Source organism: Streptomyces sp. NPDC006798 (genome assembly GCF_040635975.1).
In the GTDB taxonomy this organism is placed as follows: Bacteria; Actinomycetota; Actinomycetes; order Streptomycetales; family Streptomycetaceae; genus Streptomyces.
In genome coordinates this window covers 11,544-37,886 of sequence record NZ_JBEYIS010000037.1, presented here as the reverse complement: position 1 = coordinate 37,886, position 26,343 = coordinate 11,544, and the positions used below count along the sequence as shown (strand labels likewise).

Here is a 26,343-nt window from a genome sequence, read left to right as displayed (position 1 = left end):
GCCCCGGAAACGACGGTGCCCCGGCGGATCGAGGATCCGCCGGGGCACCGTCGTGCCGTACGAGTGACTAGTGCACTCCGCCCAGCAGCTTCTGCACCTTGCGGCGCGAGAGATAGATCCCCACACCGGTGAGGACCGCGAGCGCGCCCTGGATCGCGAACCAGGCCTCCGAGTCCGTCGCGGCCCCGAACGTCTGGAGCAGCGCCGTCACCGAGCCGCCGACCGAGATCGCCAGGAACCAGACGCCCATCATCTGGGACGAGTACTTCTCCGGCGCCAGCTTCGACGTCAGCGACAGACCCACCGGGGAGAGGCACAGCTCACCCATGGTCTGGAGGAAGTAGACCGAGACCAGCCACATCGGGGAGACCCGGGCATCGCCCGAGGCCAGCCCCTGCGCGATCATCATCACGCCGAACGAGGTACCGATGAGGACCAGCGCCATGGCGAACTTCGACAGAGTGCCGGGCTCCTTGGCCCGCTTGAACAGGGCCACCCACAGCATCGCGAAGAGCGGCGCGAAGGCCATCACGAACAGCGGGTTCAGCGACTGGAACCAGCTCTCCGGGAAGTCGAAGCCGAACAGCGTCGACTGGGTGTCGTTCTTGGCGAACAGGGCCAGCACCGAGCCGCCCTGGTCGTAGATGATCCAGAACACGGCCGACGCGGCGAGGAACCAGATGTAGCCCGACATCCGGCCCCGCTCGACCTCGGTGAGGTCGGGGTCGCGGCGGATCCGCAGCACGTACCAGACCGGCAGCGAGATGCCGAGGAGCGCCAGCGGGACGATGATCCAGTCCTCGTGGAAGACGCCCGCCAGGCCGACCACCGCGTAGAACGCGGCGGCGATGCCCAGCCAGATCAGCCCCTTGCGCAGCAGCGCCGAACGGTCGGCCCGCGGCAGCGGGTCCGGGATCCGGGCGGACTCGTCGGCCAGGTGGCGGTAGCCGAGGAAGTAGCAGAGCAGACCGATGCCCATACCGACACCGGCCATACCGAAGCCCAGGTGCCAGTTGACCTTCTGGCCGACCGCGCCGATGGTCAGCGGCGCGAGGAAGGCACCCAGGTTGATGCCCATGTAGAAGATCGTGAAGCCGCCGTCCCGGCGCGGGTCGTTCTTGTCCGGGTAGAGCTGGCTGACCATCGTGGAGATATTGGCCTTCAGCACACCGGAGCCGATCGCGATCAGCGCCAGACCGATGAAGAACGCGGCCTTCACGGGCACGGCCAGCATGAAGTGACCGCACATGATCACCACACCGGCGATCGCCGTGGCCTTGCGAGCACCCCAGACGCGGTCGCCCAGCCATCCGCCCGGCAGGGCGAGCAGATAGACCATGGCGTTGTAGACGGAGTAGATCGCGACCGCGGTCGCGTCCTGCAGCCCGAGACCGCCATCGGCCACCTCGGTGGCCAGATAGAGCACGAGCAGCGCCCGCATGCCGTAGAAGCTGTACCGCTCCCACATCTCGGTCATGAAGAGATTGGCCAGGCCGCGGGGGTGGCCGAGGAAGGTCTTCTCGGCGGCGGGGCCGGCCGGAGCCTTCGTCAGGCTTGACGCCATGGTCGTTCCTTGCGTTCGGGACGCGCCGTGCGCTCGGCACGGGAAACGCGCCCGGTGGGGGGTGACCGGCACCGGTGGGAGAGCGACCCGCCCCACGCCTGAGGGGCTCACCCCGGCGTGGGGGCCGGGATGGGGGACGTGTCCGCACCGGGATCCACACCCCGGGCGCGTCCTTGCGCTCGGGGCCCGGTCCACAGGTCATTCACTGTCGGCGGACCGGAACGAACCGGTCCTCACACAGAGGGAGACCCCTGGGCTGCCGCTCGGCAGGCCAAAGGTCTCCGCATAGTGCTACAGGCGTACTCGCCACCATACGACACGACACCTGTCCATAAGGAAGGATATGAGAGATGGATCACAGGGATAAGGGGAAGGGTAGGCAGGAATCGAAGGCTGATATCCGATTCGAACCCGAGACCCGCAGGGTCTGATGATCAAGCCCCGATGCGTCCCCCGGCGGACTACCATCGCCCCATGACGCGTGTACTGCTCGCAGAGGACGACGCATCCATCTCGGAGCCGCTGGCGCGCGCGCTGCGCCGGGAGGGATACGAGGTCGAGGTGCGCGAGGACGGCCCGGCCGCACTGGAAGCGGGCCTGGCGGGCGGAGTGGACCTGGTCGTCCTCGACCTCGGTCTGCCCGGCATGGACGGCCTGGAGGTCGCCCGGCGGCTCCGCGCGGACGGGCACACCGTGCCCATCCTGGTCCTGACCGCCCGCGCCGACGAGGTCGACACGGTCGTCGGCCTCGACGCGGGCGCCGACGACTACGTCACCAAGCCCTTCCGCCTCGCGGAACTCCTCGCCCGGGTCCGGGCCCTCCTCCGCCGCGGCGCCTCCGAGCCCGCGCCCGCGCCCTCCACCCACGGCGTCCGGATCGACGTCGAGTCCCACCGGGCCTGGATGGGCGACGAGGAGCTCCAGCTCACCGCGAAGGAGTTCGACCTCCTCCGGGTCCTGGTCCGCGACGCGGGCCGGGTCGTCACCCGCGACCAGCTGATGCGCGAGGTCTGGGACACGACGTGGTGGTCCTCCACGAAGACCCTCGACATGCACATCTCCTGGCTCCGCAAGAAACTCGGCGACGACGCGGCGAACCCCCGCTACATCGCGACGGTCCGCGGCGTCGGCTTCCGCTTCGAGAAGAACTAACCCCGCCCCCTCCGGGGCGGCGCCCCGAACTCCCCGGGCCGCGCCCGGCGCCCACTGGTTGTCGGCGGTCTGCGGCCCGCCCGTGGCTCGGCTCGCAGTTCCCCGAGCCCCTAGGTCGTCCTCCTCGTCGCCCTCGTAGAGAGGCGGGTCCCTCATTTACGGGGGCGGGGCCCTTTTCGGGGCCGGTGCCGGGGAGAGCATTTAGGGGCGCGGGGAACTGCGCGAACAGCCCACGACGGCGCGCGGGCGAAACACCTCCTGAGGAGGCACCGCCCCTTGCCCGGAGGGCGCCCCTCTTCCGAAGGGCGGTCGGGAAGGCAACCCAGGTGGCGATGGGGGTCCCCCCATCACGGACGCCGAAAGCAGGCGGCGCCCCACGGCGGGGACGCCGGGCGGGAGCCAGTACCCTCCCCGGATGGGGTCCGCTCGTACCCCCCACCCGCCCGGAGGGCCCATGCGTCGGCGACTGATCAATTCCACCCTGGCCGTCGTCCTCGTCGTGATCGCCGTCTTCGGTGTCTCCCTCGTCCTCGTGGAGACCCGGACCATCACCTCCACCGCCGAGGAGTCCGTCGAGGCGGAGGCGGTCCAGCTGGTGAGCTTCCTGGACGGCCGGATCCTGGAGAAGCAGCCGATCACGCCGGAGATCGTCGCGGATCAGAGCCGGCTCCAGCGGTACGCCCTGATCGAGCTGAAGGACCGGCCCCCGTTCTCCGTGGGCAAGAAGCCGTCCGACAATTCGATCAAGGCGGTGAGGGAGGGGGACCACGGCCAGACCGTGACGGTCATGGAGCCCCGGTCCGCCGTCTACGAGGAGGTCGCCCGCACCCTGCTGATCATCGGCGGGGTCGCCCTGCTGGCCGTCGTCGCCGCCGTCGTACTCGCGGTACGGCAGGCGGACCGGCTCGCCTCCCCGCTGACGGATCTCGCCGAGACCGCGGAGCGTCTCGGCTCGGGCGATCCCCGCCCCCGCCACCGGCGGTACGGCGTTCCGGAGCTGGACCGGGTCGCGGACGTCCTCGACGCCAGTGCCGAGCGGATCGCCCGGATGCTGACGGCGGAGCGGCGGCTCGCCGCGGACGCCTCGCATCAGCTGCGGACACCGCTGACGGCGCTGTCGATGCGGCTGGAGGAGATCTCGGCGACGGACGATCCGGAGACCGTGAAGGAGGAGGCGAGTATCGCGCTCACCCAGGTGGAGCGGTTGACGGATGTCGTGGAGCGGCTGCTGACGAACGCCCGGGACCCCCGGGAGGGCTCGGCGCTGGCGTTCGATCTGGACGAGGTCGTCAAGCAGCAGATCGAGGAGTGGCGTCCGGCGTACCGCAGTGCCGGGCGGGCGGTGGTGCGCTCGGGCAAGCAGGGGATGCGCGCGGTGGGCACTCCGGGCGCGGTGGCCCAGGTCCTGGCGGCGCTGATCGAGAATTCGCTGATGCACGGCGGCGGTACGGTCGCGATCCGGACCCGGGTGGTGGGGAACCAGGCGGTGATCGAGGTGACGGACGAGGGTCCGGGTGTTCCGGCCGATCTGGGTGCCCGGATCTTCGAGCGGACGATCAGCGGCCGGAACTCGACGGGTATCGGGCTGGCGGTGGCCCGGGATCTCGCGGAGGCGGACGGCGGCCGGCTGGAGCTGCTGCAGCAGCATCCGCCGGTGTTCGCGCTCTTTCTGAGCCGGGTGGCGCGCAAGCAGGAGGACGAGCCCCCGACGGTCCGCTGAGAGGCCGCGGCGCGGCCCGGCGGCGCGGCCCGGCGGCGCGGACCGACCGCGCCGCCGGGCCGCGCCGTCAGCGCCTCGGTGTCAGCCGGTCCGCCGACGGCCGGGCGGCCGACGCGGACCGTACGCCCTGGTGCCCGGGGAGTACGACCCCCACAGGCTCCGCCACGGGCTCCTCCGGGGGCCGTACGCCTCCCGGCTCCCCGGTGTCCCCGGCCGCGCCCGCCGCGCCCACGCCGCCCGTCCCGGACGCCACGACGGTGGATACCGGCCCGGCCGCCGTCTCCGGCTGGCCGGGGAAGACCCAGGTGCGGTAGGACCAGAACCGGAAGAGCGTCGCGACGCCGATGCCGAAGAACTTGAAGAAGTTGCTCTGCAGCGGGCTGTCCCAGTCGAAGCCGTAGGTCGCGGTGTAGAGGATCCCGTTCTCGATCACCAGGCCGATCACGCTGAAGAGCAGGAAGAGCGACATCTCCCGGGTACGCCCGGTCTTCTCGCGGTCGCGGTAGGTGAAGTACCGGAAGCCCAGGTAGTTGCAGCCGATGGCGACGGCCGTGGCGATGATCGACGCCCGGACCACCGGGATCTCGGTGGTCGCCCGGACGAGGTTGAAGACCGCGAGGTTGACGAGGACTCCGACGCCCCCGACCGCCCCGAACTTGGCGACTTCGCGCAACAGTTGGTCGAGCTGTCCGCGCAACGCTCCGCCTCGTTCACCCATAGTGAGAGTTCAGTCCCGTCTCGTTGACAGCGTCATTTCAATCATGCTAACCAGCGGTCGGCCCGCGCGCCCGGGGACCTCGCCGATGAGTACACCGGCGACGAACCCGACCGTGGGCAAGAAGATACAGAACAGGTCGGCGAGTGGCGTAAATAAGACACATAACGATCAAAGGTGATCGAATTCCTTGGCTTTTTCCGGAACCCTGACCGATCTGTACCGAAGATCGAAAATCCGGCCGAAGATCGACCCCGCACACGGCCCGAACCGGTCCGAACCGGCCCCGGCGGACGTCCGCCGCCCGAGCCGCCGGAGCCGTACCGCCGCCGTCTCCGTCACCCACGGTCACCGGAGCGGCCGGTGGCCGCCGGGCCGTACCCCCGCCGGCTCCGCCCCCGGCCGGTCCGGTCCCGCCCCCGGCCCGGCCGCCGTCCGGGGCTCCGTACGGCCCCGCCCGCCCGCCCCTCGTACACCGCCGTCCGCCCCGGCGCCGCCCCCGATACCCTGTGAGGGTGACGTTCCCGGTAGTCGGCATGGTCGGTGGCGGTCAGCTCGCCCGAATGACCCACGAGGCGGGCATCCCCCTCGGCATCCGTTTCAAGCTCCTCAGTGACACTCCGCAGGACTCGGCGGCTCAGGTCGTGAGCGATGTCGTGATAGGCGACCATCGCGATCTGGCCACCCTCCGCGAGTTCGCCCGCGGCTGCGATGTGATCACCTTCGATCACGAGCATGTCCCGATCGAGCATCTGCGCGCCCTGGAGGCGGACGGTATCCCCGTCCGGCCGGGGCCGGACGCGCTCGTCCACGCCCAGGACAAGGGGGTGATGCGGGCCCGCCTCGGTGAGCTGGGCGTCCCGTGCCCCCGTAACCGGGTGGTCGCGGACCCGGCCGATGTGACGGCCTTCGCGGCCGAGGGCGGCGGCTACCCCGTCGTCCTCAAGACGGTCCGCGGCGGCTACGACGGCAAGGGCGTCTGGGTCGTCGACGACGAGCGGGAGGCCGCCGCGCCGTTCGCCGCCGGGGTCCCGGTACTCGCCGAGGAGAAGGTCGACTTCGTCCGCGAGCTGGCGGCCAATGTCGTCCGCTCCCCGCACGGACAGGCCGTCGCCTACCCCGTCGTGGAGTCCACCCAGGTCGACGGCGTCTGCGACACGGTCGTCGCCCCCGCGCCCGGCCTCGGCGAGGAGCTGGCGGGCGAGGCCCAGCGGCTGGCCCTGCGGATCGCGGCCGAACTGGGCGTCGTGGGACATCTCGCGGTCGAGCTGTTCGAGACCGCCGACGGCCGGGTCCTCGTCAACGAGCTGGCGATGCGCCCGCACAACTCCGGCCACTGGACCCAGGACGGCGCCGTCACCTCGCAGTTCGCCAACCACGTCCGGGCCGTGCTCGACCTGCCGCTCGGCGACCCCCGGCCCCGCGCGCCGTGGACCGTGATGTGCAATGTGCTGGGCGGCGACTACCCGGACATGTACCAGGCGTATCTGCACTGCATGGCCCGCGACCCGCGGCTCAAGATCCATATGTACGGCAAGGACGTCAAGCCCGGCCGGAAGGTGGGGCACGTCAACACCTACGGCGACGACCTCGCGGAGGTCCGCGAGCGCGCCCGCCACGCCGCCGACTACCTCAGAGGAACGATCACCGAATGAGCAGCACCACCCCGCTGGTTGGCATCGTGATGGGCTCGGACTCCGACTGGCCCGTGATGGAGGCCGCGGCCCAGGCCCTGACCGAGTTCGAGGTGCCGTACGAGGTCGACGTGGTCTCCGCGCACCGGATGCCGCACGAGATGATCGCCTACGGCGAGGGCGCCGACGCCCGCGGCCTCAAGGTCATCGTCGCGGGCGCCGGGGGAGCCGCCCACCTCCCCGGCATGCTGGCCTCCGTCACCCCGCTGCCCGTCATCGGCGTCCCCGTACCGCTGAAGTACCTGGACGGGATGGACTCCCTGCTCTCCATCGTGCAGATGCCCGCGGGCGTCCCCGTCGCCACGGTCTCCGTGGCCGGCGCCCGCAACGCCGGACTGCTCGCCGCCCGGATCCTCGCCGCCCACAGCCCGGAGCTGCTGGCCCGGATGCGGGACTTCCAGACCGAGCTGAACCAGCAGGCCACCGAGAAGGGCAAGCGGCTCCGGGCCAAGACCGGCGGCCAGGACTCCTTCGGCTTCGGCAAGTAACCCCGCGGGCAGGAGAACGGCCATGGCAACCGAAACCTCCGCCGCCGAGCGGCGGGACCGGGCGCGGGAGATCCTCGCCGCCCATCCCGTCGTCGACGGCCACAACGACCTGCCCTGGGCCCTGCGCGAACGGGCCCGCTACGACCTCGACCGGTACGACGTCTCCGCCGACCGGTCCGGGGAACTGCACACCGACATCCCCCGGCTGCGGGCCGGGGGCGTCGGCGGCCAGTTCTGGTCCGTCTACGTGCCGTCGTCCCTCACCGGGGACGAGGCCGTCAGCGCCACCCTGGAGCAGATCGACGCCGTACGGCAGCTGATCGCCCGCTACCCGGCCGACCTGGCCCCCGCGGACGGCGCCGACACGCTGGAGAAGGCCAGGGCCGAGGGCCGGATCGCGTCCCTGATGGGCGCCGAGGGCGGCCACTCGATCAACAACTCGCTGGGCACCCTGCGCAGCCTCCACCGGCTGGGGGTCCGCTATATGACCCTCACCCACAACGACAACAACGACTGGGCGGACTCGGCCACCGACACCCCCCGGCACGACGGGCTCACCGCCTTCGGCCGGGAGGTCGTCCGGGAGATGAACCGCTGCGGGATGCTGGTCGACCTCTCCCATGTCGCCCCGGCGACCATGCGGGACGCGCTGGACACCTCCACCGCGCCGGTGATCTTCTCCCACTCCTCCGCCCGGGCCGTCTGCGACCATCCGCGGAACGTCCCCGACGACGTACTGGAACGCCTCCCCGGCAACGGGGGCGTGGCGATGGTGACCTTCGTCCCCAAGTTCGTGCTCCAGGCGGCGGTCGACTGGACGGCCGCGGCGGACGAGAACCTGCGCGCCCACGGCCTGCACCACCTCGACACCTCGCCCGAGGCGATGCGGCTGCACGCCGCCTTCGAGACGGCCCACCCGCGCCCGGTCGCCACGACGGCCACCGTCGCCGACCACCTCGACCACATGCGGGAGACCGCGGGCGTCGACCACATCGGCATCGGCGGCGACTACGACGGCACGGCCTTCACCCCGGCCGGGCTCGACGACGTCTCCGGCTACCCCGACCTGATCGCCGAACTGCTGGACCGGCGCTGGTCCACCGCCGATATCGCCAAGCTGACCTGGTCGAACGCGGTACGAGTACTCCGGGACGCGGAGGCGGTCGCCCGCGACGAACAGTCCCGGCGGGGCCCGTCGAACGCGACGATCACCGGACTCGACGCCGTCTGACGCGGTCCTTTCTCGTCACGCCGGGGGCGCGCGGTCATCGGACCGCGCGCCCTCCGCCGTTTCAGAGGCCGAGACAGAAGGTGTGCCCGACCGGGTCCGCGTAGACCCGCCAGCCGTGTTCCGGCCGGGCCTCCAGCAGAGTCGCGCCCAGCGCCAGGACCTCCTTCTCGGCGGCCTCCAGGTCCGCGACGGTCAGATCGAGATGCGACTGCTGCGGTACGGGCCCCTCGGGCCAGGTCGGCGCGGTGTGCCCGGCCACGCCCTGGAACCCCAGCCGAGGCCCGTCCACCGGCTGCAGCACCGCCCAGCCCTCCTCCCCGGTGTCCAACTCGCCCCCGAGGACCTTCTGATAGAAGCGGCCGAGCGCGACGGGGTCGGGGCAGTCGATGGTGACCATCTGGACGGTGGCGATACTCATGACTCTCCTGGGTTACCGACTAGCCGGTCCTATGGGTAACGGTGACCTCATACTGCCCCCATGGAGGTAACGTCGCAACCATGGAGGAGAAGGAGCCCGCGCCCGGCGGACTGGCGCTGATCGAAGCGCTGGTGAACACACTCGACGTGGAATCCGGCACGGACGCGCTGGACACGGAGGAGAACCGGACCCGCTTCGGCCTCACCCCGGCCGACACCCCCGGAGCCCGGGAACTCCGCGAAGCCCTGCGCGCGACACTGCTGGCCCACGCGGGCCACCACCCCGCCACCGGCCCGCGCCCCCCGGAACTGGGCCGGCTCCTCACCGCCGCGCCGCTCACCATCACGATCGCCCCCGACGGCGGCGCGACCCTCGCCCCGTCCCCCACGGCCCCCGGCGCTCCCGCCCTGACCGCCCGGGTGGCCGCCGCGATCACCGAAGCGCTGCTCGCGGGGGTCTGGCACCGCCTGAAGTGCTGCGAGGCGGAGACCTGCCACTGGGCCTACTACGACCGCAGCCCGGCGTCCCGCGGCCGCTGGTGCTCCATGTCGGTCTGCGGCGCCCGCGCGAAAATGCGCACCTACCGCGCGCGAACGCGTCCCGCGTAGCGATCCCGGAGCCCGCGAGGCCCGCCTGGGTCCGCTCGCCGGGCGCCCGCGCGCCGCCTGTGGCTTGTCTCGCAGTTCCCCGAGCCCCTGGCTGCCTTCCCGCCCGCCCTTGGGAAGTGGCGGCCCCTGTTACCGAGGCCGGGTCCCCTTCCAGGCTCGGCGCGAGGGAGAGCCCTTAGGGGCGCGGGGAACTGCGCGAACAGCCACAGGCGGGCCGCAGGCCGCCGACGACATCAGGTCGCCGGGCGAGACCCGGGTTTGGGCGGCAACCCGGAGGGCCAAGGCGCTGGGGGTCCCCCCATTGCCGAAGGCATAGGGGGCGGAACTGCGCGACCAGCCACGCACGGTCCGCAGACCGCGAACGAGATCAGGTCGCCGGGCGGGATCCGGGTAGTTTGGGGCGGCAACCCGGAGGGCCGAGGCGCTAGGGGGCCCGGCAACCCCGCCCGGGCCGGGCGCGCCGCACCCCTGAAAGCCCGGCGCTAAGCCGTCGGGCGGCCCATCGCCCGGTACGTCCAGCCCGCGTCGCGCCAGACCGCCGGGTCGAGGGCGTTGCGGCCGTCGAGGAGGGTTCGGCTGCTCACGGCCTCGCCGAGCGCCGCGGGGTCCAGCTCGCGGAACTCGGCCCACTCCGTGAGGTGGAGGACGGCATCCGCGCCCCGGACCGCGTCGAGCGCGGAGTCCGCGTACCCCAGGGTGGGGAAGACGGCCCGCGCGTTGGTCATGCCCTTGGGGTCGTAGACCGTGACCTGGCCGCCCTGGAGATGGATCTGCCCGGCGACGTTGAGCGCGGGGGAGTCCCGTACGTCGTCCGAGTCGGGCTTGAACGTGGCGCCCAGGACCGCGACCCGCTTGCCGAGGAAGGATCCGCCGACGGTCTCCCGGGCCAGCTCGACCATGTGGGTCCGGCGCCGCATGTTGATCGAGTCGACTTCGCGCAGGAAGGTCAGGGCCTGGTCGGCGCCCAGCTCACCGGCGCGGGCCATGAAGGCGCGGATGTCCTTCGGCAGACAGCCGCCGCCGAAGCCGACCCCGGCGCGCAGGAACTTCTTCCCGATCCGGTCGTCGTGCCCGATGGCCTCCGCCAGCCGGGCGACGTCGCCGCCCGCGGCCTCGCAGACCTCCGCCATGGCGTTGATGAAGGAGATCTTCGTGGCGAGGAAGGAGTTCGCCGCGGTCTTCACGAGTTCGGCGGTGGGGAAGTCGGTGACGACGAAGGGCGAGCCTTCGGCGACGGGCGTGGCGTACACCTCGCGGAGCAGCTTCTCGGCCCGCTCGCTCTCCACCCCGACCACGATCCGGTCGGGGTGGAGGGTGTCCTGGACGGCGAAGCCCTCCCGCAGGAACTCGGGGTTCCAGGCCAGCTCGACATCGCCGGGCGCGAGTTCGCGCAGCAGTCCGCCGAGCCGCTCGGCGCTGCCGACGGGCACGGTCGACTTGCCGACGACCAGCGCCGACCGGTTCAGATGCGGGGCGAGGGACCCGAAAGCGGCGTCCACGTAGCTCATGTCGCAGGCGTACTCGCCGTACTTCTGCGGAGTGTTCACACAGACGAAGTGGACGTCGCCGAAGGCCCCGGCCTCCTCGTAGGAGGTGGTGAACCGCAGCCGCCCGGTGGAGCCCTCGATCCCGGCGACGTGCCGGGCCAGCAGCTCTTCGAGGCCGGGCTCGTACATCGGTACGCGCCCGGCGGCCAGGGTCGCGATCTTCTCGGGTACGACATCGAGCCCGAGCACCTCGAAGCCCAGCTCGGCCATGGCCGCGGCGTGCGTGGCACCGAGATAGCCGGTACCGATCACGGTGATCTTCAGGGCCATGCGTACTCCAAATACCTATCCGGGCGGACGGCCCGAGCATAACCGCGCGGCCGGGGCGGCCGTTCGCCACCTGTCGCGCAGGTCACCTATGCCTGCGGGGGCGGCGGTCCTACCATGAGTTACTTAACGGTAGTGAACATCATTGGGGAGTGAGAGAACGTGGCCGGATCGGCTGATTTCGACCTGTACCGCCCGTCCGATGAGCACGACATGCTCCGCGACGCCGTCCGCTCCCTGGCCGAGGCGAAGATCGCCCCGTTCGCCGCCGACGTCGACGAGCAGGCCCGCTTCCCGCAGGAGGCGCTGGACGCGCTGGTCGCCAATGATCTGCACGCCGTCCACGTCCCCGAGAGCTACGGCGGCGCGGGCGCCGACGCGCTCGCCACGGTGATCGTGATCGAGGAGGTCGCCCGGGTCTGCGCCTCCTCGTCCCTGATCCCCGCCGTCAACAAGCTCGGCTCGCTCCCGGTGATGCTCTCCGGCTCGGAGGAGCTGAAGGCGAAGTACCTGGGCCCGCTGGCCAAGGGCGACGCGATGTTCTCGTACTGCCTCTCCGAGCCGGACGCGGGCTCCGACGCGGCCGGGATGAAGACCCGCGCGGTCCGCGACGGCGACCACTGGGTGCTCAACGGTGTGAAGCGCTGGATCACCAACGCGGGCGTCTCCGAGTACTACACGGTCATGGCCGTCACCGACCCGGAGCAGCGCTCCAGGGGCATCTCCGCGTTCGTGGTCGAGAAGTCCGACGAGGGCGTCACCTTCGGCGCCCCGGAGAAGAAGCTCGGCATCAAGGGCTCCCCGACCCGCGAGGTCTACCTCGACAACGTCCGCATCCCCGCCGACCGCATGATCGGCGCCGAGGGCACCGGCTTCGCCACCGCGATGAAGACCCTCGACCACACCCGGATCACCATCGCCGCCCAGGCCCTCGGCGTCGCCCAGGGCGCGCTCGACTACGCCAAGGGCTATGTCCGCGAGCGCAAGCAGTTCGGCAAGCCGATCGGCGACTTCCAGGGCGTCCAGTTCATGCTCGCCGACATGGCGATGAAGCTGGAGGCGGCCCGCCAGCTCACCTACGCGGCGGCGGCCAGGTCGGAACGCGTCTCCGCCGGCGCCCAGGGCGAACACCTCACCTTCTTCGGCGCGGCGGCCAAGTGCTTCGCCTCCGACGTCGCGATGGAGGTCACCACGGACGCGGTCCAGCTCCTCGGCGGCTACGGCTACACCCGCGACTACCCGCTGGAGCGGATGATGCGCGACGCCAAGATCACCCAGATTTATGAGGGCACGAATCAGATCCAGCGGATCGTCATGGCGAGGAACCTGCCGTAGCTGGGTTTTCGCAGGTCAGCGGCCCTGTGTCTCGGTCAGGGACACCAGCTTGGGTTCCGGTCCGTTCGAGCCCTTTTCGGGGTGATCCTGGGCGTCATGCTGGGGGAATCCTGGGCGGATATTGGGACTGGAACCGCCTCTGAGCTGCATAAACACCACGGCCCCCGGCATGACACCGGGGGCCGTTGGTGCGTGCTTGCTCAGGCCACTTCTGTCTTGTCGGATGGGTCGTCCGCCCCCGGTGTCAGCATCGTTGCGATGGCCGCACGTCCCCGCTGCTCGGCTCCCTCGAAGATGTAGTGGTAGTGCTCGCGCAACACGTCAGTGCTGCTGTGGCCCATCCAGTCGGCCACGTCGTTCTCAGGGACACCCGCGTACAGCAGGCGCGATCCGTAGTAATGCCGCATTGAGTGCGGTTTGCAGTACGCCACCTCGCCCTTGGACAGGGCGACCATCCAGATTTGCCGGTAGAAGTACGAGGCGTACACGTACCCGGTCCGGGTCACATTGGGGAAGAGAAGCCGTTCAGGCCCCCACACCCCGTGATTCTTGATGTGCCTCCGCAGCTCGAATGCCACGTTGGGCGGTAGCGGCACGACCCGCCCCGGCTCCTCTTCGTCACGAGCCTTGATGTGCCGTCGCTGTAGAGCGCTGTTCTTGCCTGACTCGGATTCGCCGTCTTCCGCGATCTGAAAATCGACGCGCAACACTTCGGCCTTGAAGTCGATCTGGTCCCGCGAGACGGCCATGGCCTCACCGATGCGGAGTCCGCAGCCAGCCATGAGCCAAAGCATCGCCCTGTACCGGGGTGGGGCCCCGTTCAGCATCGCCAGGACTTCCCGAGTGGTCAGCCGCCGGGCGGTGCTCTTGTGCTCGCGTATCTCCTTGGCGCGACTGCCCGCGTGCTTGATCCTCTTGCACGGGTTGCGCCCGATGATCTCGTTGACGACAGCCCACTCCATCATCCCGGAGAAGAAGGAGAATCGCTGGCGTCTGGTCCGCGCTGACAGCTTGCGTTCCGTCTCCATCCACAACAGCCACCGCTCGATGTCAGCCACCTTCAGGGACACGATGGTGCGGGCCTTGAAGAACGGTTCCAGTGTCGTCATCTGGATCGAGCGGTACTGCTTCTTCGTGCTGTTCTCCAGCTTCCTTTGATTCGTCCACTGCTCCCAGACCGCCGTTACCGGCTGCTTCCCAAGCCTGTCGTCCAAGTAGGTTCCGGCGTCAAGCTCCCGCTCCTTCTTCTTCCGGTAGTCGTCGGCGCGCGTCTTCGTCTCGAACGACTTCTGTCTCTGCTTGCCGTCCGGGTCGTACCAGAAGGTTGTCCACTTCTTCGGATCGTCTGTGGAGCGCGCTATCCATGCCTTTGCCATGTGACCTGGTCTTCCTTGCCGTTGCTGGGCCGCCGTGCGCTGCCTTGTGGCGCAAGTTTGACCACTGGCACCCCAGGGTTGTCAACACGGGGTGGGCAACCCTGCGTGGTACCTTGTGGGTATGGAAGACAGAGAGAGTGGGTTGGAGATCACCCAGCAGCAGGGGGCGTGGACCGTCCGCCTGTGGTGGCCGGCCGGTCCCATCACCGGAGGGCCGCAGCGCATCACCATCGAGACGGCGGATGGTGCGCCCGCCCGGGACGTGGCCCGTGGCATCTCCACGACCGTGCTTCGGAGGCTGGACCTTTCTGGCGCTATCAAGCAGGCGCAGGAGCAGGCACCCGAAGCGATGGCGAAGGGGGAAGACCTGGCGGGGACGTTTCGGGGCTTCGGCACCATGGCCCGCCTGTTGCTCGAAAGAGACGGGGTGTCGGCTGCCTATCTGGCAGTGCTGGCAACCGCGTACAAGATCATGGCCGACGGCGGGGCTCAGGCTCTGGTGCCTACGCTGGCGCAGCTCGTCGGCCGACGTCCGGAAACGATCAAGAGTCACTTGAAGCAAGCGCGCCGGGACGGCTATCTCACGACGCTCGCAGGAAAGGCCGGGGGCGAGCTGACTGATAAAGCGGCGGAAGCGCTCAAGGGAATCGACTTCGAGGCACTGGAAGAGGAAGCGCGGGACCTGGGTTGAGGAGTATCGCGGCAGGCAGGCTGATGACCGTGGACGACGTGGCCGAATACCTGAACAAGCCCCGATCGTGGGTGTACGGAAACTGGAGGACGGAGCAGATCCCGTTCCGGAAGGTAGGGCAATCGCTCCGCTGCCGACCGGCCGACTTGCAAGAGTGGCTGGACGACCAGAACTGAACAGCAGGACCGGCAGAGCCCCCGAGGTAATCGGGGGCTTTTTCTTTGATGAGAGGGCTGTGTGGACGAGACAATCCCACCCTTGGACGAGTCGAAGCGAGCCAAGTGGGAGCGGCAGGCGGATGCGCTGCTGGAGGCAGCCGGGGAAGAGGCGGACGAGGGGTGGCCGGGGTTCTGGCCGAAGCGGGCGGAAACAGAGTTCGATCGGATAGCGGCAGCACACACCGGGATGACCCCTTTGAGTTGGACCCCGATCATGGCGATGCTTCCTTCCTGCGATCCGGAGTTGCGTTACCGGGACGTGCAATCCGTCATGGAACAGCGCCCCGGAGAATGTGAGCCGGACCGCTACGCCGAACTGTTCTCTCTACTCTCCGAAGCGGAGAGGGACGGCGCGCACCACGGCACCGGCTTTACGCTGGAGCGCCGGAACTACCCTCCGGATTTGTGCCGGTGGACTGCTTGCCGTGAGCCTCTGCACGCCTCGCAGGGGGCGCGGAAACGGGGGCGTCCTCGGAGGTACTGCGAGGCTCACCAGAAGCCCGCCAGGGCTCGTACGCGGCGTTTGAGGTATGCGGGGATTCAGGTGGGGCGCAATAGGAACCTCGTGTACGACTTCGACGGCCTGAAGGAGCAGGATCTATCGGGTTACCGGGAACTGTGGGGCCGGGTCAACGTCGCCGGATCATGATGCGCCGGAGACCGCTTCCGGAGGATTCTCTGCTGTGTCGCAATAATTCAGAACAGTGGAGGAGTGATCCTCCGGGGCCATGCACACTCGGCGGTGTGCCTCTGGCACGGCCAGCGGGTCGGGCAGTTCCCAAGTCGTCATGGGGCTCTGCGGACACCTCCCTGTGAGAGGGACAGCGTAGAGAAACACTCCCTCCCTTACTTCCTGCTGTCTTGATCTCAGTGGGGGGTAAGGGGGGCAGTGTCTTCTCTTACGTTGTCCTCTTGTGAGGGGGTAGGGCCGCCCTGAGAGCGGCCCATTCCCTTCCTTCTACTTCCTGTCTTAAGTTAGATTTTTAGGAGGTGTCGCCGTGAGCGACCACCCGACCGATTCCCCGTTCCCGGACTTGGTGCCAGCCGAACCGGCTGATTCCATCCGGGCCGAGATCCAGCGGGAGTACGCCGCCAAGCTTGCCGCGGCTGAACTCAGGACCCAGGCCGCCAAGGATGGAATCACCTTTCCGGACGGGTTCACCGATTTCCTTGATTCTTCGAAGCTTGTCGGGGATGACGGCTCGCCCTCGGTTGAAGCTATCGGGAGGGTCCTGGCCCCCTGGGCGGCGGCGAAGGAGCCTGAGTTCCCCCAGCTCAGGGGCGCAGGCAATTACAAGCCGATGTCGCCGGAGCCCCGCATGTCCCTTGATGTTCGCAAGCGCTGAACTGGAGTACCTGTATGACCCTTTCGTATCAGTCCCCCGGCACTACCACCTTCGTTCCAGAAGTCTGGGATGCCGAACTCCTCACCGCCTTTGATCCTCTCCTGGTGTGGGCGTCTCCCATCGTCTCGAATAACAAGTACGAGGGGAATATTCGCCAGAAGGGCGATGTGGTCCACATCAACAGCCTCCTCCGCCCGACTGTCGGGGACTACAATCTCCCTGACGGGATGACGGCCCAGCGTCCGGAGACCGTTGATCAGAAGCTCGCCATCACTGAGGCGAAGTACCTTCAGGTTCTGATCGAGGACGCGGAGCGGGTACAGCTCAACTCCGGAAATCTGAACTCGCCGATCAATCAGCAGATGATCCGTTCCCTTGCCCGTGAGGCCGACACCTTCATGGGTGACATCATCGCCAAGGGAGCGACGGCCCTTCCCGTTGTCAAGGCGTCTGCCGCGAACGTGCCCCAGGCGCTTTACAGCGCGATCCTGGACATGATGCTGGCCCTGGACGACAACGACGTTCCCGCAGGCCGTTACGTCGTCGTATCGCCCCGCGTGAAGCGGCATCTTGTCGAGCATCCGGCCGTTGCCAACGCCGCCGCGTACGGTGAGGGCGGCGTGACCGCGAACGGTGTCGTGGCGCGACTGGCCGGGTTCACCATCCTCACGACCACGGCCATGCCGACCGGCGTGGACATCGTGGCCGGACACAAGGAATTCGCCACGTACGCGAGCCAGTTCACCGGCTTCCGCGAGGGTCAGTCGGAGAAGTACCGGGCGGACTACATCGACACGCTGCACCTGTACGGCGGCAAGATCGTCCGCTACCCCGACATGGACACCAAGAAGGCGGACAGTTCCTTTGATGAGTCCAAGCCCACGAAGGGCATCGTGAAGGCTTCCGTGGAATGGGCGCTGGCCGCCTGACAGCGGCGGTTTGTTCGGGTCCCGCCGATCGGCGGGACCCGCCCGTTCACCCTCCGTCGAACCTAACGGGTGCCGGCCACCAGCCCAGAGTGACGGAAACAGCTCCGCCCGAAGGCTGCTAGGTGAAATTCACGAATCTCCCTACGGTGCAGTTCGAAGAGGTGGTGAACTCCACCCCCATTCGGGCATCAACGGGGCCAAAAGGAATGCCGTCAAGGTCAAGGGGAATGCTTTTCCCTGCGAATCGCAACAGGTAATCGAGAATTCTCGATAATTTGATACCCGTACACGGTTCGAGAAAGGCACCCCCGGTGGTCCCTATCTCAATCTAAGAACCCATTACCCCCGCCTCTCGCATTTCCGTGAGTTACACATCATTTATCTGTACGTGATTGTTTCGTGATTGATTATGGGCAGTGTTGATCTCGCACCGCAGAAGTGAAAGCGGTCGGCCGTCAGAGCGAATCGCTCCGGTCGAACAAGAGACTTGACTGTCCCTCACGAACGAAGGAATGCAGCATCATGCGCAAGACGGTTCTGGTGCCCGTTCTCAAGACCCTGTGCGACGCTCACATAGCGCGGGACGGGAGCGAGCATGAGGCCACGGCGACACTCACCCTGGGGAAGCGCGCATGGGACCTGTGCGGGGAGCACCGCACCACGTTCGACCGCTACCTGACGGACGCCCTGGGAGCAGGGGTGGACGATGACCACGGGCCGGTGGGCGAGCCCGTGCCGGACGATGACGACGCGGCCCCGGCCGGGCCGGAACCTGTCATCGAGACCACAGCGGAAGCGGACACGGCCGTGTGTGAGGCGGGCCCGGATGACTCCGGGCCGGAACCGGTGCTGTCCGTGATGATCGCGGGGGAGATACCGGGGTACGAGTGGGACACCGCCCGTGAGGCGGTCCGGAACGCCGGGTACGAGGTGGTGGGCCGGGCGGACGACAGCACGGTTCTGCTGATCCTGGGTGAGGGTGGCGAGCGCAACGGAACCAAGCTGCGGGACGCGGCAGAGCGAAGCATCTCGTGCATGGACGTGCGGACCCCGGGACGGTTCCGTGACGCGGTGCGGGCCGGACAGTTCACAGGAGGTGACCCGCTTCCGCAGCCTGTCAAGGCGGACCGGCCGGGGATGAGTGACCGGGAGCGCAACCGGCTGGTCCGGTCGTGGGCCCGCGCTCAGGGCTTCACCGTTCCCGCCCAGGGCCGTATCCCGATGCACGTGCGACACGCGTACGAGATGGCTCACCGGGATGCCCCGGAGGGAAAAGCGGCAGCGGCCTGAGCGCCGCTCCCACCGTGCCGGGCGCGGAGCGCGCCCGGCACCCCCGGCCACAGGCCACCCAACTAACCTTCCCTGAGATAGAGGCAGCATGAACACCCCCGTTCTCTATGGTCCGATCGGCCGTGCGGTCCGTAAGGTCACCCCGTTTCTGGAGACCGACGCATTGGGGGTGTACGTGGCCGCTCTGTCGATGTGGTCCGCCGCCATTGGCGGAACCGTCAAGGTCTCTTCCCGTGGCAACGCCCGGCCGGTTCTCCTGTGGTCTGCGCTGGTAGCCGGTACCGGACGGGGAAAGGGGACCGCGCTCCGGGCCGCGCTTCAGATCCTGGACAGGTCCCTTGGCCGGTTCGTCGCCACACACACCACATCGGGGATCACGTCAGGCGCAGCCCTGGTGAACGCCCTGTTCGAACGCCAGGAAGCAACGGAAGAGACCGAACAGGGGCGGGACGTCCGGGCCCTGGTGGTCGAAGAGGAGTGGACGGAGGTCTTGAAGCGGGTCAAGCGTGACCCGTCGTTCACGACCAAACTCCGGGCCGCATGGGACGGGGCAACCCTCCGCAACACCACCAAAGAGGGGCCGCAAGAGGTCCGCGACCCCGCCATGGTCCTCCACTCCCACATCACCCCGTCCGACTGGGCACGGTACGTCGGCGAATCGGAAGCGGCCGGAGGGTCGTACAACCGCATCCTCCCGTTCCTACTCGGATCGGTGCCAATGCTCGATGACGACCGAATCAGCCTGCCGACCGTGGACGGACGGGAACTGTCCGACGCCTACGCATGGGCCACCGCCCGGCCCCGGGTGATCACACTCTCGGACGACGCCCGCCCCCTGTGGCGGATCATCCGCCGATACGCCCGCATCCTGGGGGAGACCCTGCCGGAAGGGCAGGCCGTGTTCATCGAGCGGACGGCGGAACAGACCCTTCGCACGGCCGCGTGCCTGGCCGCCTCCGAGCGCTCGGAGATCATCACGGACCGGATGCTGTCGGCCGCGTTCTCCCTGGTTCGCCGTTCCGTCCAGGACGCCGTACGGATCACAAAAGGGGCCACGGCCCCGAAGGTGAAGCGTCAGCCGCCCAGCCTGGCCGACAAGGTCCGGGCCCGGATCGAACTCCACGGCGGCCGGGCCACCTCTTCCCAGGTCCTCCCCTATGTGGGAGCGACCGCCCACGACGTCCGGGCACTGCCCGGAATCACAGTGACCGTGGAACGGAACGGAAAGAGCGGCCGACCCGCCACCGTCTTCACCCTCAGCGAGAACACGTCCCGTCACTCAGAACCCCAGCCGGCCAGCGCGGAGCGTGACCAGAACGGAGGCCACCATTCTCCTGACGTTGAGTCGCGGCCGGCCAGCGCGGAGCGTCACGAGAACCGCGCCACCGTCGTCCAAATCGACGCCTACCGGCCCACCCTCACCCCAGCCCCGGCACCCGCGCCGATCCGGAAGCGACCCGCACCGGTAGCTGACAGCAACCCGTTCCGCGCACTCCTCTAACCAACAAACCCATGGGTCCGGTCGGAGCATTCCGGCCGGGCCATCGGCCGCCCGATATCGCGTCGGGGCTTACTCGTTCTGGTCCGGCGCGGAAGGCGCAGAGCAGGCATTGACGGCCTCATGCGAGAACCCCGCCTCAGAGGAAGAGGGAGCGAGGTTAGTTCGGACCCGTGTGCCCCTCATCAGGCGTTGAGGCCGTATCACGAACGAGCTTGACCGGTCCGCCGAACAGGTAGTGGTCTGCCTGCTCACGCCGCGCTGTCGAGTACCGCCCGAACCTCTGCGACGTGGGCGTACTCAGCAAGCCTGGCCAGCACGATCCGGCCCCGTTCCGCTGTGCGCTCGCTGGCCACGTCCGCTGACAGGCTGAGCACCCGTTCGGCGGTCGCCGCCGCTTCCTCCGGTTCGTTGGCGTCGGCGTAGGCCACGGCTAGCCACGACAGATAGAGCGCGAGTTCCCGGGCGTGCGTCGCGTCGTACCGGCTGAGCACATCCCGCAAGAGCGGCACAGCCCGAAGTGGTCGGTGCAACTCCGTGTAGACCCGGGATTCCATGACCTGGAGTTCGCCAGCGTCCACCCAATACAGCCAGGTCGGGGACTCGGTTCCTTCGCTGTCCTCGGCCAGCGCATCCCCCGCCTCTCCGAGGGCCCGCATGGCGTGCTGCGCGGTCTCTGGTCCCCCGGCTTTCGTGTGGGCCCATGCCACCCTGTCGAGGTACAGCGCCCGTGCCTTCGGGGGTGCCTCCGGCCCGGCTTCGGCCAGCGCAGCGCGAGCGAGATCCAGGCCCTCCGCTTCGCGGCCGGTGTTGCTGAGCTGGTAGGCCAGCGACCCGGCGAGGTTCCCGGCCAGGGTGTGGTCCTCGGCTTGCTGGGCCGCGCTGAGCCCCAGCCGGTAGATGCGCTCGGCGTCGGCGTGCTGTCCAGCGTCGCTGGCGATCCATCCGGCGATCTGAGCGAACTCTCCGATCAGACTCAAGAGGTGGCGGCCGGTCTCCTCGGTGTGCAGGGCTTCCCGGTAGAGGGTGATGGCGGCACGCAGGTCCCGCACAGCCCGGCCGATCAGATCCATCCCGTAGACGACATCGTCGGCCAGGCGCAGCCCGTGGACTCTTTGGTGCAGGTCACGCACGACCCCCTCTCCGATACGACGCCCGTTCTTGGCACCGAGAGGAGCGAGAGGGTCACCTTCGGGCAGGTAGTCGGCCAGCGAAGGCATCGCCACATCTGGGGGCACTGGAGGGCCTGTGAGCACTTCCGCGGAAACCCCCAGAACAGCGGCGAGGAAGGGAAGCCAGTCACGGGGGGTGCGCCTGCCTGCCTCCCACCTGCTGATCTCCTGGGCGCTGACGGGTTTGCCCTGCACCCCCGCCGCACGGCACAGCTCCCAGGCCAGACGCGCCTGGGTCCATCCGCGCTGTTTCCGTAGACGCCTGATGTTGGCCCCGATCGCGGTGGTCATCTAACCAGTGTGGCCTACATGTTGGCCTTCACGCGGGCCCATGTCGGGCCAATGGATACCTATCCTCCGCAGGCGGACGCTGAACGGCATGAATCCCAGCACTGAGGCCCGACGATTCCTGTCCCGTCTCTCCGGAGCACGCGGAGTGGTGGGGGTGCTCCTGGTGCAGAAAGCCGACCCCGGCCCGGAGGGAGCAGACCTCATTCCGGGGGATGCCCTGCGGTGGCCGAAGTGCCGGTGTGGATCAAAGCGGTGCCCGGACTATGCGCCCTCGGCCGAACAGGCCGGGAACGGCTTGCGAAGCAGCCTTGCGGAGGTCAACCAGAGAAGCCGCAGGGGCAAGCCGTGATCCAACAGCCGGTCGCCGAGCGGCGACGCGGAACCGCGCGGCTTTCCGCCCGGGGGACATGGGCGGTTGTCAAGCGGTTCCTTGGTCGCGCCGCGTGGCCGACGTTCGCGTTCAGCGTGGTCGTTCTGTGCCTCGCCACCGTGGCGCTCGCCATCACGGACAACCTCTGAAATCCGCTCCCTGCTCAGCGGAGAACCACCACCCCCAAGACAGCCTTAAGGAGGCTCCCATGAGTGCTGCCCAGAACCTGTTGAAGTTCGCGTGGTTAGAGGTGACGGGACTCTGCAACGAGTTCTGTGATCACTGCTACGCCGACTCGTCCCCCAAGGGGACGCACGGCACGATGACCGTGCCGGACTGGAAGATCACCATTGACCAGCTCTCGGCCATGGGGGGACAGGACGTTCAGTTCATCGGCGGAGAGCCGACGCTGTACCCGCACCTCCGTGAGCTGATCGAGCACGCGCACGGGGCGGGGCTGGGGATCGAGGTGTTCTCGAACCTGACTCACATCCGCGAAGAGCTGTGGGAGACCTTCACTGAGTGCGGCGTCAAGCTCGCAACGTCGTACTACTCCGACAGCGCGGAGGACCACGACGCGGTGACCCGGCTCCGGGGTTCTCACAAGCGGACCCGGGCGAACGTGGAAAAGGCGCTGAGCCTGGACATCCCGCTTCGCGGCGGAGTCGTGGCAGTCCGGGAAGGCCAGCGCGTCCAAGAGGCGGCACGGGACCTTACGGCGCTCGGCGTGGGCACGGTGGGCGGCGACAGGACCCGGGCGTTCGGCCGGGCCAGTCAGGGAGCCGCGCCGACCATCGCCGACCTGTGCGGGCACTGCGCCCATGAGAAGTGCGCCATCGGCCCGACCGGGGACGTGTGGCCCTGCGTCCTGGGACGGTTCCTCACCCTCGGCAATGTGCGAGAAACGCCGCTCGCCGACATCTGGGGCGGCGCGCAGATGGCCACGGTGACCGCTGACATCGCGGCCGTCCACGGGGAGGGAGTGCAGTCGTGCACACCCCCGCAGTTCCTCCCCATGTGCGGACCCTGCGGGCCGTGCGTTCCCTCGGTGGGGCACTGCGACCCGAAGGAGGCGAACCCGTCGGCCGAAGCCGCTAGCATCGGCGCACCCGCTTGACCCTCCGAGAACCCTGGGGTGCGCAGATGGACGACCACGGAGACGACTTCGGCCGGTGGGGGACGGAAGCCTCCCCCGACGCCGTCCAGCGGAGCGACGAGGAGTGGGCCGTCATCGCCGGGTACATCCGGCACGCCGCGAACAAGGTCGGTCCCACGCTTCCGCTCTGTCTGCCCGGGGAACCGCAGGAGTGCGGGCGCACCGCGCAACAACACGTGCTGGCGTGGTCGGCCCACCTCAAGGCCGTCGCCCACCACCTGATCGAACAGTCGGCCCCCAGCGAGGCACGCGCCGCCCACGTGGCCGGACCTCTGTACCAGCGGCGACTGACCGAGCTGCGCTCCCTGAACGCACCCCAGCACGTCTAGCGAGATCCCCGACGCCCCGTCCGTGCGCGCTGCCCCCGTGGCCGTGCGGACGGGGCGCGAGGTTGGGCGATCATGGGGAAATGCTGGGGATGCACCCTTGTAAGGGTCCATCCATGCAGGTCAGAGTCGTATGACCGGTAAAGCACCCAGATCTACGAGGGCACGAACCAGGTCCAGCGCATCGTCATGGCCCGCAACCTGCCGTAACGCCCGACCGCCACCCGTCACGGGCCCGGAGCCCCGGGACACCCGGCCTCCGGCCCGGTCCGGCCGGGGAACCCGCCCCCGCCCGTCGCGGATACTGGTCGGGTCCCCCACCCCGACCGACCCCAGGACCAGGCGTGACCCTCAGCCCCACCAGCAGCGCCGCCCCGGTGCCGGAATCGACGACCGTGCGGCGGCGGGCCGGGGACGCCCTGCGGTACGCCGCTCCCGCGCTCCTCGGCTATGCCGCGATCCGGCTGCTCGGGCTGGGTGTGCTGTTTCTGTGGGCCGCCGTCGCCGGGCGGGACGCGTGGACGTTGCTGGCCGGGCGGTGGGACTCCCTCTGGTACGTACGCGTCGTCGAGCACGGCTACGACTTCACCCTCACCGCCCCCGACGGGCGTGTGCTCTCCGACATGGCGTTCTTTCCGCTGCTGCCGTGGCTGGAGGAGGCGGTCTCGGCGATCACCCCGCTGGCGCCGGGCCCGGCGGGGCTGGTGGTCAGTGCCGTCGCGTCGGTCGCCGCCGCCTGGGGGATCTTCCGGCTGGTGGATCTGTTGTACGGGCGGCGCGCCGGGGTGCTGACCGTGGTCCTGTGGGCCGCGCTGCCGGTGGGGATCGTGCAGTCCATGGCGTACAGCGAGTCGCTGTTCACCGCCCTGGCCGCCTGGTCGCTGTACGCGGTGGTACGCGGGCACTGGCTCACCGCCGGGCTGCTCGCGGCGCTCGCCGGGCTGACCCGGCCGGTGGGGCTCGCGGTGGCCGCCGCCGTCTGGGCCGGGGCGTACGCCGCCCTCCGGCGCGGCCCGGAACCCGGCTCGCGGTTCCGGACGGCCGTCGCCGTACTCGTCGCGCCGCTCGGGGCCGCCGGGTACGTGCTGTGGGTCGGGATCCGCGAGGGCAGCCCCCTCTTCGGGTATCTCGACGTCCAGGGCGCCTGGGGGAACGGTTTCGACGGCGGGCTGGCCTTCGCCCGCTTCGTCGGGGAGCTGGTCGTCACCACCCCGCCCGCGGGGCTGGCGCTGGCCGCCGGGGTCGCCGGGGTGCTCTGGCTCTACGTCCTCGGGGTGCGCCGGGGGCAGCCCGCGCCGCTGCTGGTGTACTGCGGGATCGTCACCGCCCTCGCCCTCTGCTCCTCGGGGTACTTCGGCTCCAAGCCGCGGCTGCTGATGCCCGCCTTCCCGCTGCTGATCCCCGCGGCCCTCGCCCTCGCCCGGGCCAAGGCGCCGGTGGTGTGGGCGGTGGCCGGGGTGCTGGCCACCGGGTCCGCCGTCTACGGGGCCTTCTGGCTGCACGGGTCCGGCCCGCCGTAGGCCCGCGTGCGGAAAGGAAGAAGGGGGAGGCCGACGGTGTCGGCTCCCCCTTCCGCGATCCCGGGTCAGTTCCCGGTGACCGTGATCTTCTCGTCCTTCTCGATCTGCTCCATGAGCTTGTCGACCTTCGCCCGGTCCCAGGTCAGATTGCCGCCCCTGGTGCCCGACAGCGGAATGTTCATCGAGGTGCCGTCGCCGCCCGTGACGCCCTTCATCGCGAAGAACATCTGGCTCAGGTCCCACAGGGACATGTCCTTGTCGACGACCAGGGTGTCCAGGCCCGCGCCCATCGTCGGATAGAGCTTGAACGGGTTGAGGATCGTGCCCGGCGTCGCCGTCTGGCCGGCCAGGGCCGCCAGGAACTTCTGCTGGTTCTTCGTCCGGTCCAGGTCGGAGCCCGGCAGCGCGTACCGGGTCCGGACGAACGCCAGCGCCTCCTCGCCGTCCAGGGTCTGCTTGCCCGCCTGGAAGTCGGCGCCCGACTTCTTGTCCTTGAACGCCTTCGGGATGTCCATCTCGACCCCGCCGATCGCGTCCACGATCTTCGCGAAGCCGCCGAAGCCGATCTCCGCGTAGTGGTCGATCCGGAGCCCGGTGTTGTGCTCGACGGTACGGACCAGCAGCTCGGGGCCGTCCATCGCGTACGCCGCGTTCAGCTTGGTCCGCTGGCCCCGGGCGGGGAACGTCTTCCCCGACTCCGAGCCCTTGAAGGACGGGATCTCCACATCCGAGTCACGCGGCAGGGAGACCATCACCGGGCCGCGCGAGCAGTCGGCGAGGATCATCATCGAGTCGGTCCGCTTGCCCGCGGTCGAGCCGGTCCGCAGCCGCTTCCGCTCCTCGGCGGACATGCCCTCGCGGCTGTCGGAACCGACGATCAGATACGTGGTGCACTCGCCGCCCTTCGGCCGCTCGATCACCTTGGAGAGGTCGACCTCCCGCTTGACCTTCGAGTCGGCCCAGAAGTACGTCCCGATGGTGACCGCGAGCAGGGAGACCACCAGCACCAGGGAGCCGATCTTTATCCGGCGCCGCCAGTCCGGCGGCTGCCGGTACGGCTGGGAGCCGGGCGGCGGACCGGGCGGTCCCTGGGGCGGTCCGCCGTACTGCCCCTGAGCGGGGCCCTGCCCCTGGCCCTGGGGGTCGTACGGGCCGCCCTGCTGCTGGTTCCGGCCCTGTCCCGACGGGTTGCCGTAGACCTGGCCCGTGTTGTACCCGCTGTCGTAGGGGGGCTGTCCCTGCTGGTCGTCGTACCCCTGCGACTGCTGCGGCGGGACCTGCGGGCGCTGCACATGGCGCATCGCGCGTGCGCCTTCGGGCTGCTCGCCCCGGCTGCCTCGTCCGTACCCATCGGGCCAATCGTTCATGTGATCAGTGTGCCGAATCACAGGGCCCGCCCGACAGTGCGGGTGCGGTTCTGG

26 protein-coding genes are annotated in these 26,343 nt (G+C 69.1%); 18 read left to right on the top strand and 8 right to left on the bottom strand.

The window, feature by feature from the left end; translation table 11 throughout:
* Nucleotides 1-67: 67 nt before the first annotated feature.
* Together ABZ714_RS23680 and ABZ714_RS23675 are read right to left on the bottom strand one after the other, a co-directional pair.
* Entirely contained in the window at nucleotides 68-1,564 is a 1,497-nt protein-coding gene (locus ABZ714_RS23680; protein WP_358827304.1) for an oligopeptide:H+ symporter, read from the bottom strand.
* A 202-nt stretch (nucleotides 1,565-1,766) separates the two neighbouring features.
* The gene (locus tag ABZ714_RS23675) at nucleotides 1,767-1,889 is read right to left on the bottom strand and encodes a DUF3039 domain-containing protein (protein WP_358827303.1); all 123 of its coding nucleotides are present in this window, start codon (nucleotides 1,887-1,889) and stop codon (nucleotides 1,767-1,769) included.
* A gap of 149 nt (nucleotides 1,890-2,038) precedes the next feature.
* On the opposite strand from ABZ714_RS23675, the gene ABZ714_RS23670 reads away from it, so the two are divergent.
* Nucleotides 2,039-2,716 carry a response regulator transcription factor gene (locus ABZ714_RS23670; protein ID WP_358827302.1) on the top strand — a complete coding sequence of 226 codons (678 nt, stop codon included), beginning with the start codon at nucleotides 2,039-2,041 and terminating at the stop codon, nucleotides 2,714-2,716.
* 454 nt (nucleotides 2,717-3,170) lie between these two features.
* Nucleotides 3,171-4,436 (top strand): ATP-binding protein, encoded by a 1,266-nt coding sequence (locus ABZ714_RS23665; protein ID WP_358827301.1) that lies wholly within the window; start codon nucleotides 3,171-3,173, stop codon nucleotides 4,434-4,436.
* 67 nt (nucleotides 4,437-4,503) lie between these two features.
* Here the strand turns inward: ABZ714_RS23665 and ABZ714_RS23660 are convergent, their stop codons facing one another.
* Nucleotides 4,504-5,154, bottom strand: a complete 651-nt coding sequence (locus ABZ714_RS23660; RefSeq protein WP_358827300.1) for a GtrA family protein — start codon at nucleotides 5,152-5,154, stop codon at nucleotides 4,504-4,506.
* A gap of 512 nt (nucleotides 5,155-5,666) precedes the next feature.
* Between ABZ714_RS23660 and ABZ714_RS23655 the strand changes: the two genes are divergently transcribed.
* The 3 genes from ABZ714_RS23655 to ABZ714_RS23645 are packed head-to-tail and all read left to right on the top strand — an operon-like array spanning nucleotide 5,667 to nucleotide 8,564.
* Entirely contained in the window at nucleotides 5,667-6,806 is a 1,140-nt protein-coding gene (locus ABZ714_RS23655) for a 5-(carboxyamino)imidazole ribonucleotide synthase (RefSeq protein WP_358827299.1), read from the top strand.
* Complete coding sequence (purE, locus tag ABZ714_RS23650) at nucleotides 6,803-7,333, top strand: 5-(carboxyamino)imidazole ribonucleotide mutase (protein ID WP_358827298.1); 531 nt, start codon at nucleotides 6,803-6,805, stop codon at nucleotides 7,331-7,333. Before ABZ714_RS23655 ends, purE begins: the two co-directional genes overlap by 4 nt.
* Nucleotides 7,334-7,355: 22 nt before the next feature.
* Nucleotides 7,356-8,564, top strand: coding sequence for a dipeptidase (locus ABZ714_RS23645; protein ID WP_358827297.1), 1,209 nt, complete (start codon nucleotides 7,356-7,358; stop codon nucleotides 8,562-8,564).
* 61 nt (nucleotides 8,565-8,625) lie between these two features.
* Here ABZ714_RS23645 and ABZ714_RS23640 read toward each other — a convergent pair whose 3' ends face one another.
* Nucleotides 8,626-8,982 (bottom strand): VOC family protein, encoded by a 357-nt coding sequence (locus ABZ714_RS23640; RefSeq protein ID WP_358827296.1) that lies wholly within the window; start codon nucleotides 8,980-8,982, stop codon nucleotides 8,626-8,628.
* A gap of 80 nt (nucleotides 8,983-9,062) precedes the next feature.
* On the opposite strand from ABZ714_RS23640, the gene ABZ714_RS23635 reads away from it, so the two are divergent.
* Nucleotides 9,063-9,590: a CGNR zinc finger domain-containing protein gene (locus ABZ714_RS23635; protein WP_358827295.1), complete on the top strand. Its 528-nt coding sequence runs from the start codon at nucleotides 9,063-9,065 to the stop codon at nucleotides 9,588-9,590.
* Nucleotides 9,591-10,072: 482 nt separating this feature from the next.
* On the opposite strand, the gene ABZ714_RS23630 is transcribed toward ABZ714_RS23635, so the two are convergent.
* Nucleotides 10,073-11,407, bottom strand: coding sequence for a UDP-glucose/GDP-mannose dehydrogenase family protein (locus ABZ714_RS23630; protein ID WP_358827294.1), 1,335 nt, complete (start codon nucleotides 11,405-11,407; stop codon nucleotides 10,073-10,075).
* Between the two features lie 159 nt (nucleotides 11,408-11,566).
* On the opposite strand from ABZ714_RS23630, the gene ABZ714_RS23625 reads away from it, so the two are divergent.
* Entirely contained in the window at nucleotides 11,567-12,739 is a 1,173-nt protein-coding gene (locus tag ABZ714_RS23625; RefSeq protein WP_358827293.1) for an acyl-CoA dehydrogenase family protein, read from the top strand.
* Between the two features lie 200 nt (nucleotides 12,740-12,939).
* On the opposite strand, the gene ABZ714_RS23620 is transcribed toward ABZ714_RS23625, so the two are convergent.
* Nucleotides 12,940-14,115 (bottom strand): site-specific integrase, encoded by a 1,176-nt coding sequence (locus ABZ714_RS23620; protein WP_358827292.1) that lies wholly within the window; start codon nucleotides 14,113-14,115, stop codon nucleotides 12,940-12,942.
* 121 nt (nucleotides 14,116-14,236) lie between these two features.
* On the opposite strand from ABZ714_RS23620, the gene ABZ714_RS23615 reads away from it, so the two are divergent.
* From ABZ714_RS23615 to ABZ714_RS23585, 7 genes are all read left to right on the top strand, one after another.
* Nucleotides 14,237-14,806, top strand: a complete 570-nt coding sequence (locus ABZ714_RS23615) for a hypothetical protein (RefSeq protein ID WP_358827291.1) — start codon at nucleotides 14,237-14,239, stop codon at nucleotides 14,804-14,806.
* A 23-nt stretch (nucleotides 14,807-14,829) separates the two neighbouring features.
* A complete protein-coding gene (locus ABZ714_RS23610; protein ID WP_358827290.1) occupies nucleotides 14,830-14,982 on the top strand; it encodes a helix-turn-helix domain-containing protein in 153 nt (50 codons plus the stop codon).
* Between the two features lie 82 nt (nucleotides 14,983-15,064).
* On the top strand, nucleotides 15,065-15,673 hold the full coding sequence (locus ABZ714_RS23605; RefSeq protein WP_358827289.1) for a hypothetical protein: 609 nt from the start codon (nucleotides 15,065-15,067) through the stop codon (nucleotides 15,671-15,673).
* Between the two features lie 349 nt (nucleotides 15,674-16,022).
* The gene (locus ABZ714_RS23600) at nucleotides 16,023-16,370 is read left to right on the top strand and encodes a hypothetical protein (protein ID WP_358827288.1); all 348 of its coding nucleotides are present in this window, start codon (nucleotides 16,023-16,025) and stop codon (nucleotides 16,368-16,370) included.
* Between the two features lie 14 nt (nucleotides 16,371-16,384).
* Nucleotides 16,385-17,299 (top strand): hypothetical protein, encoded by a 915-nt coding sequence (locus ABZ714_RS23595; protein ID WP_358827287.1) that lies wholly within the window; start codon nucleotides 16,385-16,387, stop codon nucleotides 17,297-17,299.
* Nucleotides 17,300-17,737: 438 nt separating this feature from the next.
* Complete coding sequence (locus ABZ714_RS23590; protein WP_358827286.1) at nucleotides 17,738-18,589, top strand: histone-like nucleoid-structuring protein Lsr2; 852 nt, start codon at nucleotides 17,738-17,740, stop codon at nucleotides 18,587-18,589.
* A gap of 88 nt (nucleotides 18,590-18,677) precedes the next feature.
* Nucleotides 18,678-20,090, top strand: coding sequence for a DUF3987 domain-containing protein (locus tag ABZ714_RS23585; RefSeq protein ID WP_358827285.1), 1,413 nt, complete (start codon nucleotides 18,678-18,680; stop codon nucleotides 20,088-20,090).
* A 248-nt stretch (nucleotides 20,091-20,338) separates the two neighbouring features.
* On the opposite strand, the gene ABZ714_RS23580 is transcribed toward ABZ714_RS23585, so the two are convergent.
* Complete coding sequence (locus ABZ714_RS23580) at nucleotides 20,339-21,550, bottom strand: helix-turn-helix domain-containing protein (protein WP_358827284.1); 1,212 nt, start codon at nucleotides 21,548-21,550, stop codon at nucleotides 20,339-20,341.
* 345 nt (nucleotides 21,551-21,895) lie between these two features.
* Between ABZ714_RS23580 and ABZ714_RS23575 the strand changes: the two genes are divergently transcribed.
* From ABZ714_RS23575 to ABZ714_RS23560, 4 genes are all read left to right on the top strand, one after another.
* Nucleotides 21,896-22,069 carry a hypothetical protein gene (locus ABZ714_RS23575; protein WP_358827283.1) on the top strand — a complete coding sequence of 58 codons (174 nt, stop codon included), beginning with the start codon at nucleotides 21,896-21,898 and terminating at the stop codon, nucleotides 22,067-22,069.
* Nucleotides 22,070-22,128: 59 nt separating this feature from the next.
* Nucleotides 22,129-23,037: a radical SAM/SPASM domain-containing protein gene (locus tag ABZ714_RS23570; protein ID WP_358827282.1), complete on the top strand. Its 909-nt coding sequence runs from the start codon at nucleotides 22,129-22,131 to the stop codon at nucleotides 23,035-23,037.
* A gap of 26 nt (nucleotides 23,038-23,063) precedes the next feature.
* Entirely contained in the window at nucleotides 23,064-23,405 is a 342-nt protein-coding gene (locus ABZ714_RS23565; protein ID WP_344476076.1) for a hypothetical protein, read from the top strand.
* Nucleotides 23,406-23,797: 392 nt separating this feature from the next.
* On the top strand, nucleotides 23,798-24,922 hold the full coding sequence (locus ABZ714_RS23560; protein WP_358827337.1) for a glycosyltransferase family 39 protein: 1,125 nt from the start codon (nucleotides 23,798-23,800) through the stop codon (nucleotides 24,920-24,922).
* Nucleotides 24,923-24,987: 65 nt separating this feature from the next.
* Here the strand turns inward: ABZ714_RS23560 and ABZ714_RS23555 are convergent, their stop codons facing one another.
* Entirely contained in the window at nucleotides 24,988-26,289 is a 1,302-nt protein-coding gene (locus ABZ714_RS23555; RefSeq protein ID WP_358827281.1) for an LCP family protein, read from the bottom strand.
* Nucleotides 26,290-26,343: the final 54 nt, after the last annotated feature.

Bases quoted from the DNA above. Each gene is read 5' to 3' on its own strand.
- ABZ714_RS23580 (WP_358827284.1), bottom strand. From the start codon at position 21,550: ATGACCACCGCGATCGGGGCCAACATCAGGCGTCTACGGAAACAGCGC.
- ABZ714_RS23595 (WP_358827287.1), top strand. From the start codon at position 16,385: ATGACCCTTTCGTATCAGTCCCCCGGCACTACCACCTTCGTTCCAGAA.
- ABZ714_RS23660 (WP_358827300.1), bottom strand. From the start codon at position 5,154: ATGGGTGAACGAGGCGGAGCGTTGCGCGGACAGCTCGACCAACTGTTG.
- ABZ714_RS23565 (WP_344476076.1), top strand. From the start codon at position 23,064: ATGGACGACCACGGAGACGACTTCGGCCGGTGGGGGACGGAAGCCTCC.
- ABZ714_RS23640 (WP_358827296.1), bottom strand. From the start codon at position 8,982: ATGAGTATCGCCACCGTCCAGATGGTCACCATCGACTGCCCCGACCCC.
- ABZ714_RS23665 (WP_358827301.1), top strand. From the start codon at position 3,171: ATGCGTCGGCGACTGATCAATTCCACCCTGGCCGTCGTCCTCGTCGTG.
- ABZ714_RS23620 (WP_358827292.1), bottom strand. From the start codon at position 14,115: ATGGCAAAGGCATGGATAGCGCGCTCCACAGACGATCCGAAGAAGTGG.
- ABZ714_RS23585 (WP_358827285.1), top strand. From the start codon at position 18,678: ATGAACACCCCCGTTCTCTATGGTCCGATCGGCCGTGCGGTCCGTAAG.
- ABZ714_RS23670 (WP_358827302.1), top strand. From the start codon at position 2,039: ATGACGCGTGTACTGCTCGCAGAGGACGACGCATCCATCTCGGAGCCG.
- ABZ714_RS23630 (WP_358827294.1), bottom strand. From the start codon at position 11,407: ATGGCCCTGAAGATCACCGTGATCGGTACCGGCTATCTCGGTGCCACG.
- ABZ714_RS23610 (WP_358827290.1), top strand. From the start codon at position 14,830: ATGACCGTGGACGACGTGGCCGAATACCTGAACAAGCCCCGATCGTGG.
- ABZ714_RS23645 (WP_358827297.1), top strand. From the start codon at position 7,356: ATGGCAACCGAAACCTCCGCCGCCGAGCGGCGGGACCGGGCGCGGGAG.
- ABZ714_RS23570 (WP_358827282.1), top strand. From the start codon at position 22,129: ATGAGTGCTGCCCAGAACCTGTTGAAGTTCGCGTGGTTAGAGGTGACG.
- ABZ714_RS23635 (WP_358827295.1), top strand. From the start codon at position 9,063: ATGGAGGAGAAGGAGCCCGCGCCCGGCGGACTGGCGCTGATCGAAGCG.
- ABZ714_RS23680 (WP_358827304.1), bottom strand. From the start codon at position 1,564: ATGGCGTCAAGCCTGACGAAGGCTCCGGCCGGCCCCGCCGCCGAGAAG.
- ABZ714_RS23615 (WP_358827291.1), top strand. From the start codon at position 14,237: ATGGAAGACAGAGAGAGTGGGTTGGAGATCACCCAGCAGCAGGGGGCG.
- purE (WP_358827298.1), top strand. From the start codon at position 6,803: ATGAGCAGCACCACCCCGCTGGTTGGCATCGTGATGGGCTCGGACTCC.
- ABZ714_RS23555 (WP_358827281.1), bottom strand. From the start codon at position 26,289: ATGAACGATTGGCCCGATGGGTACGGACGAGGCAGCCGGGGCGAGCAG.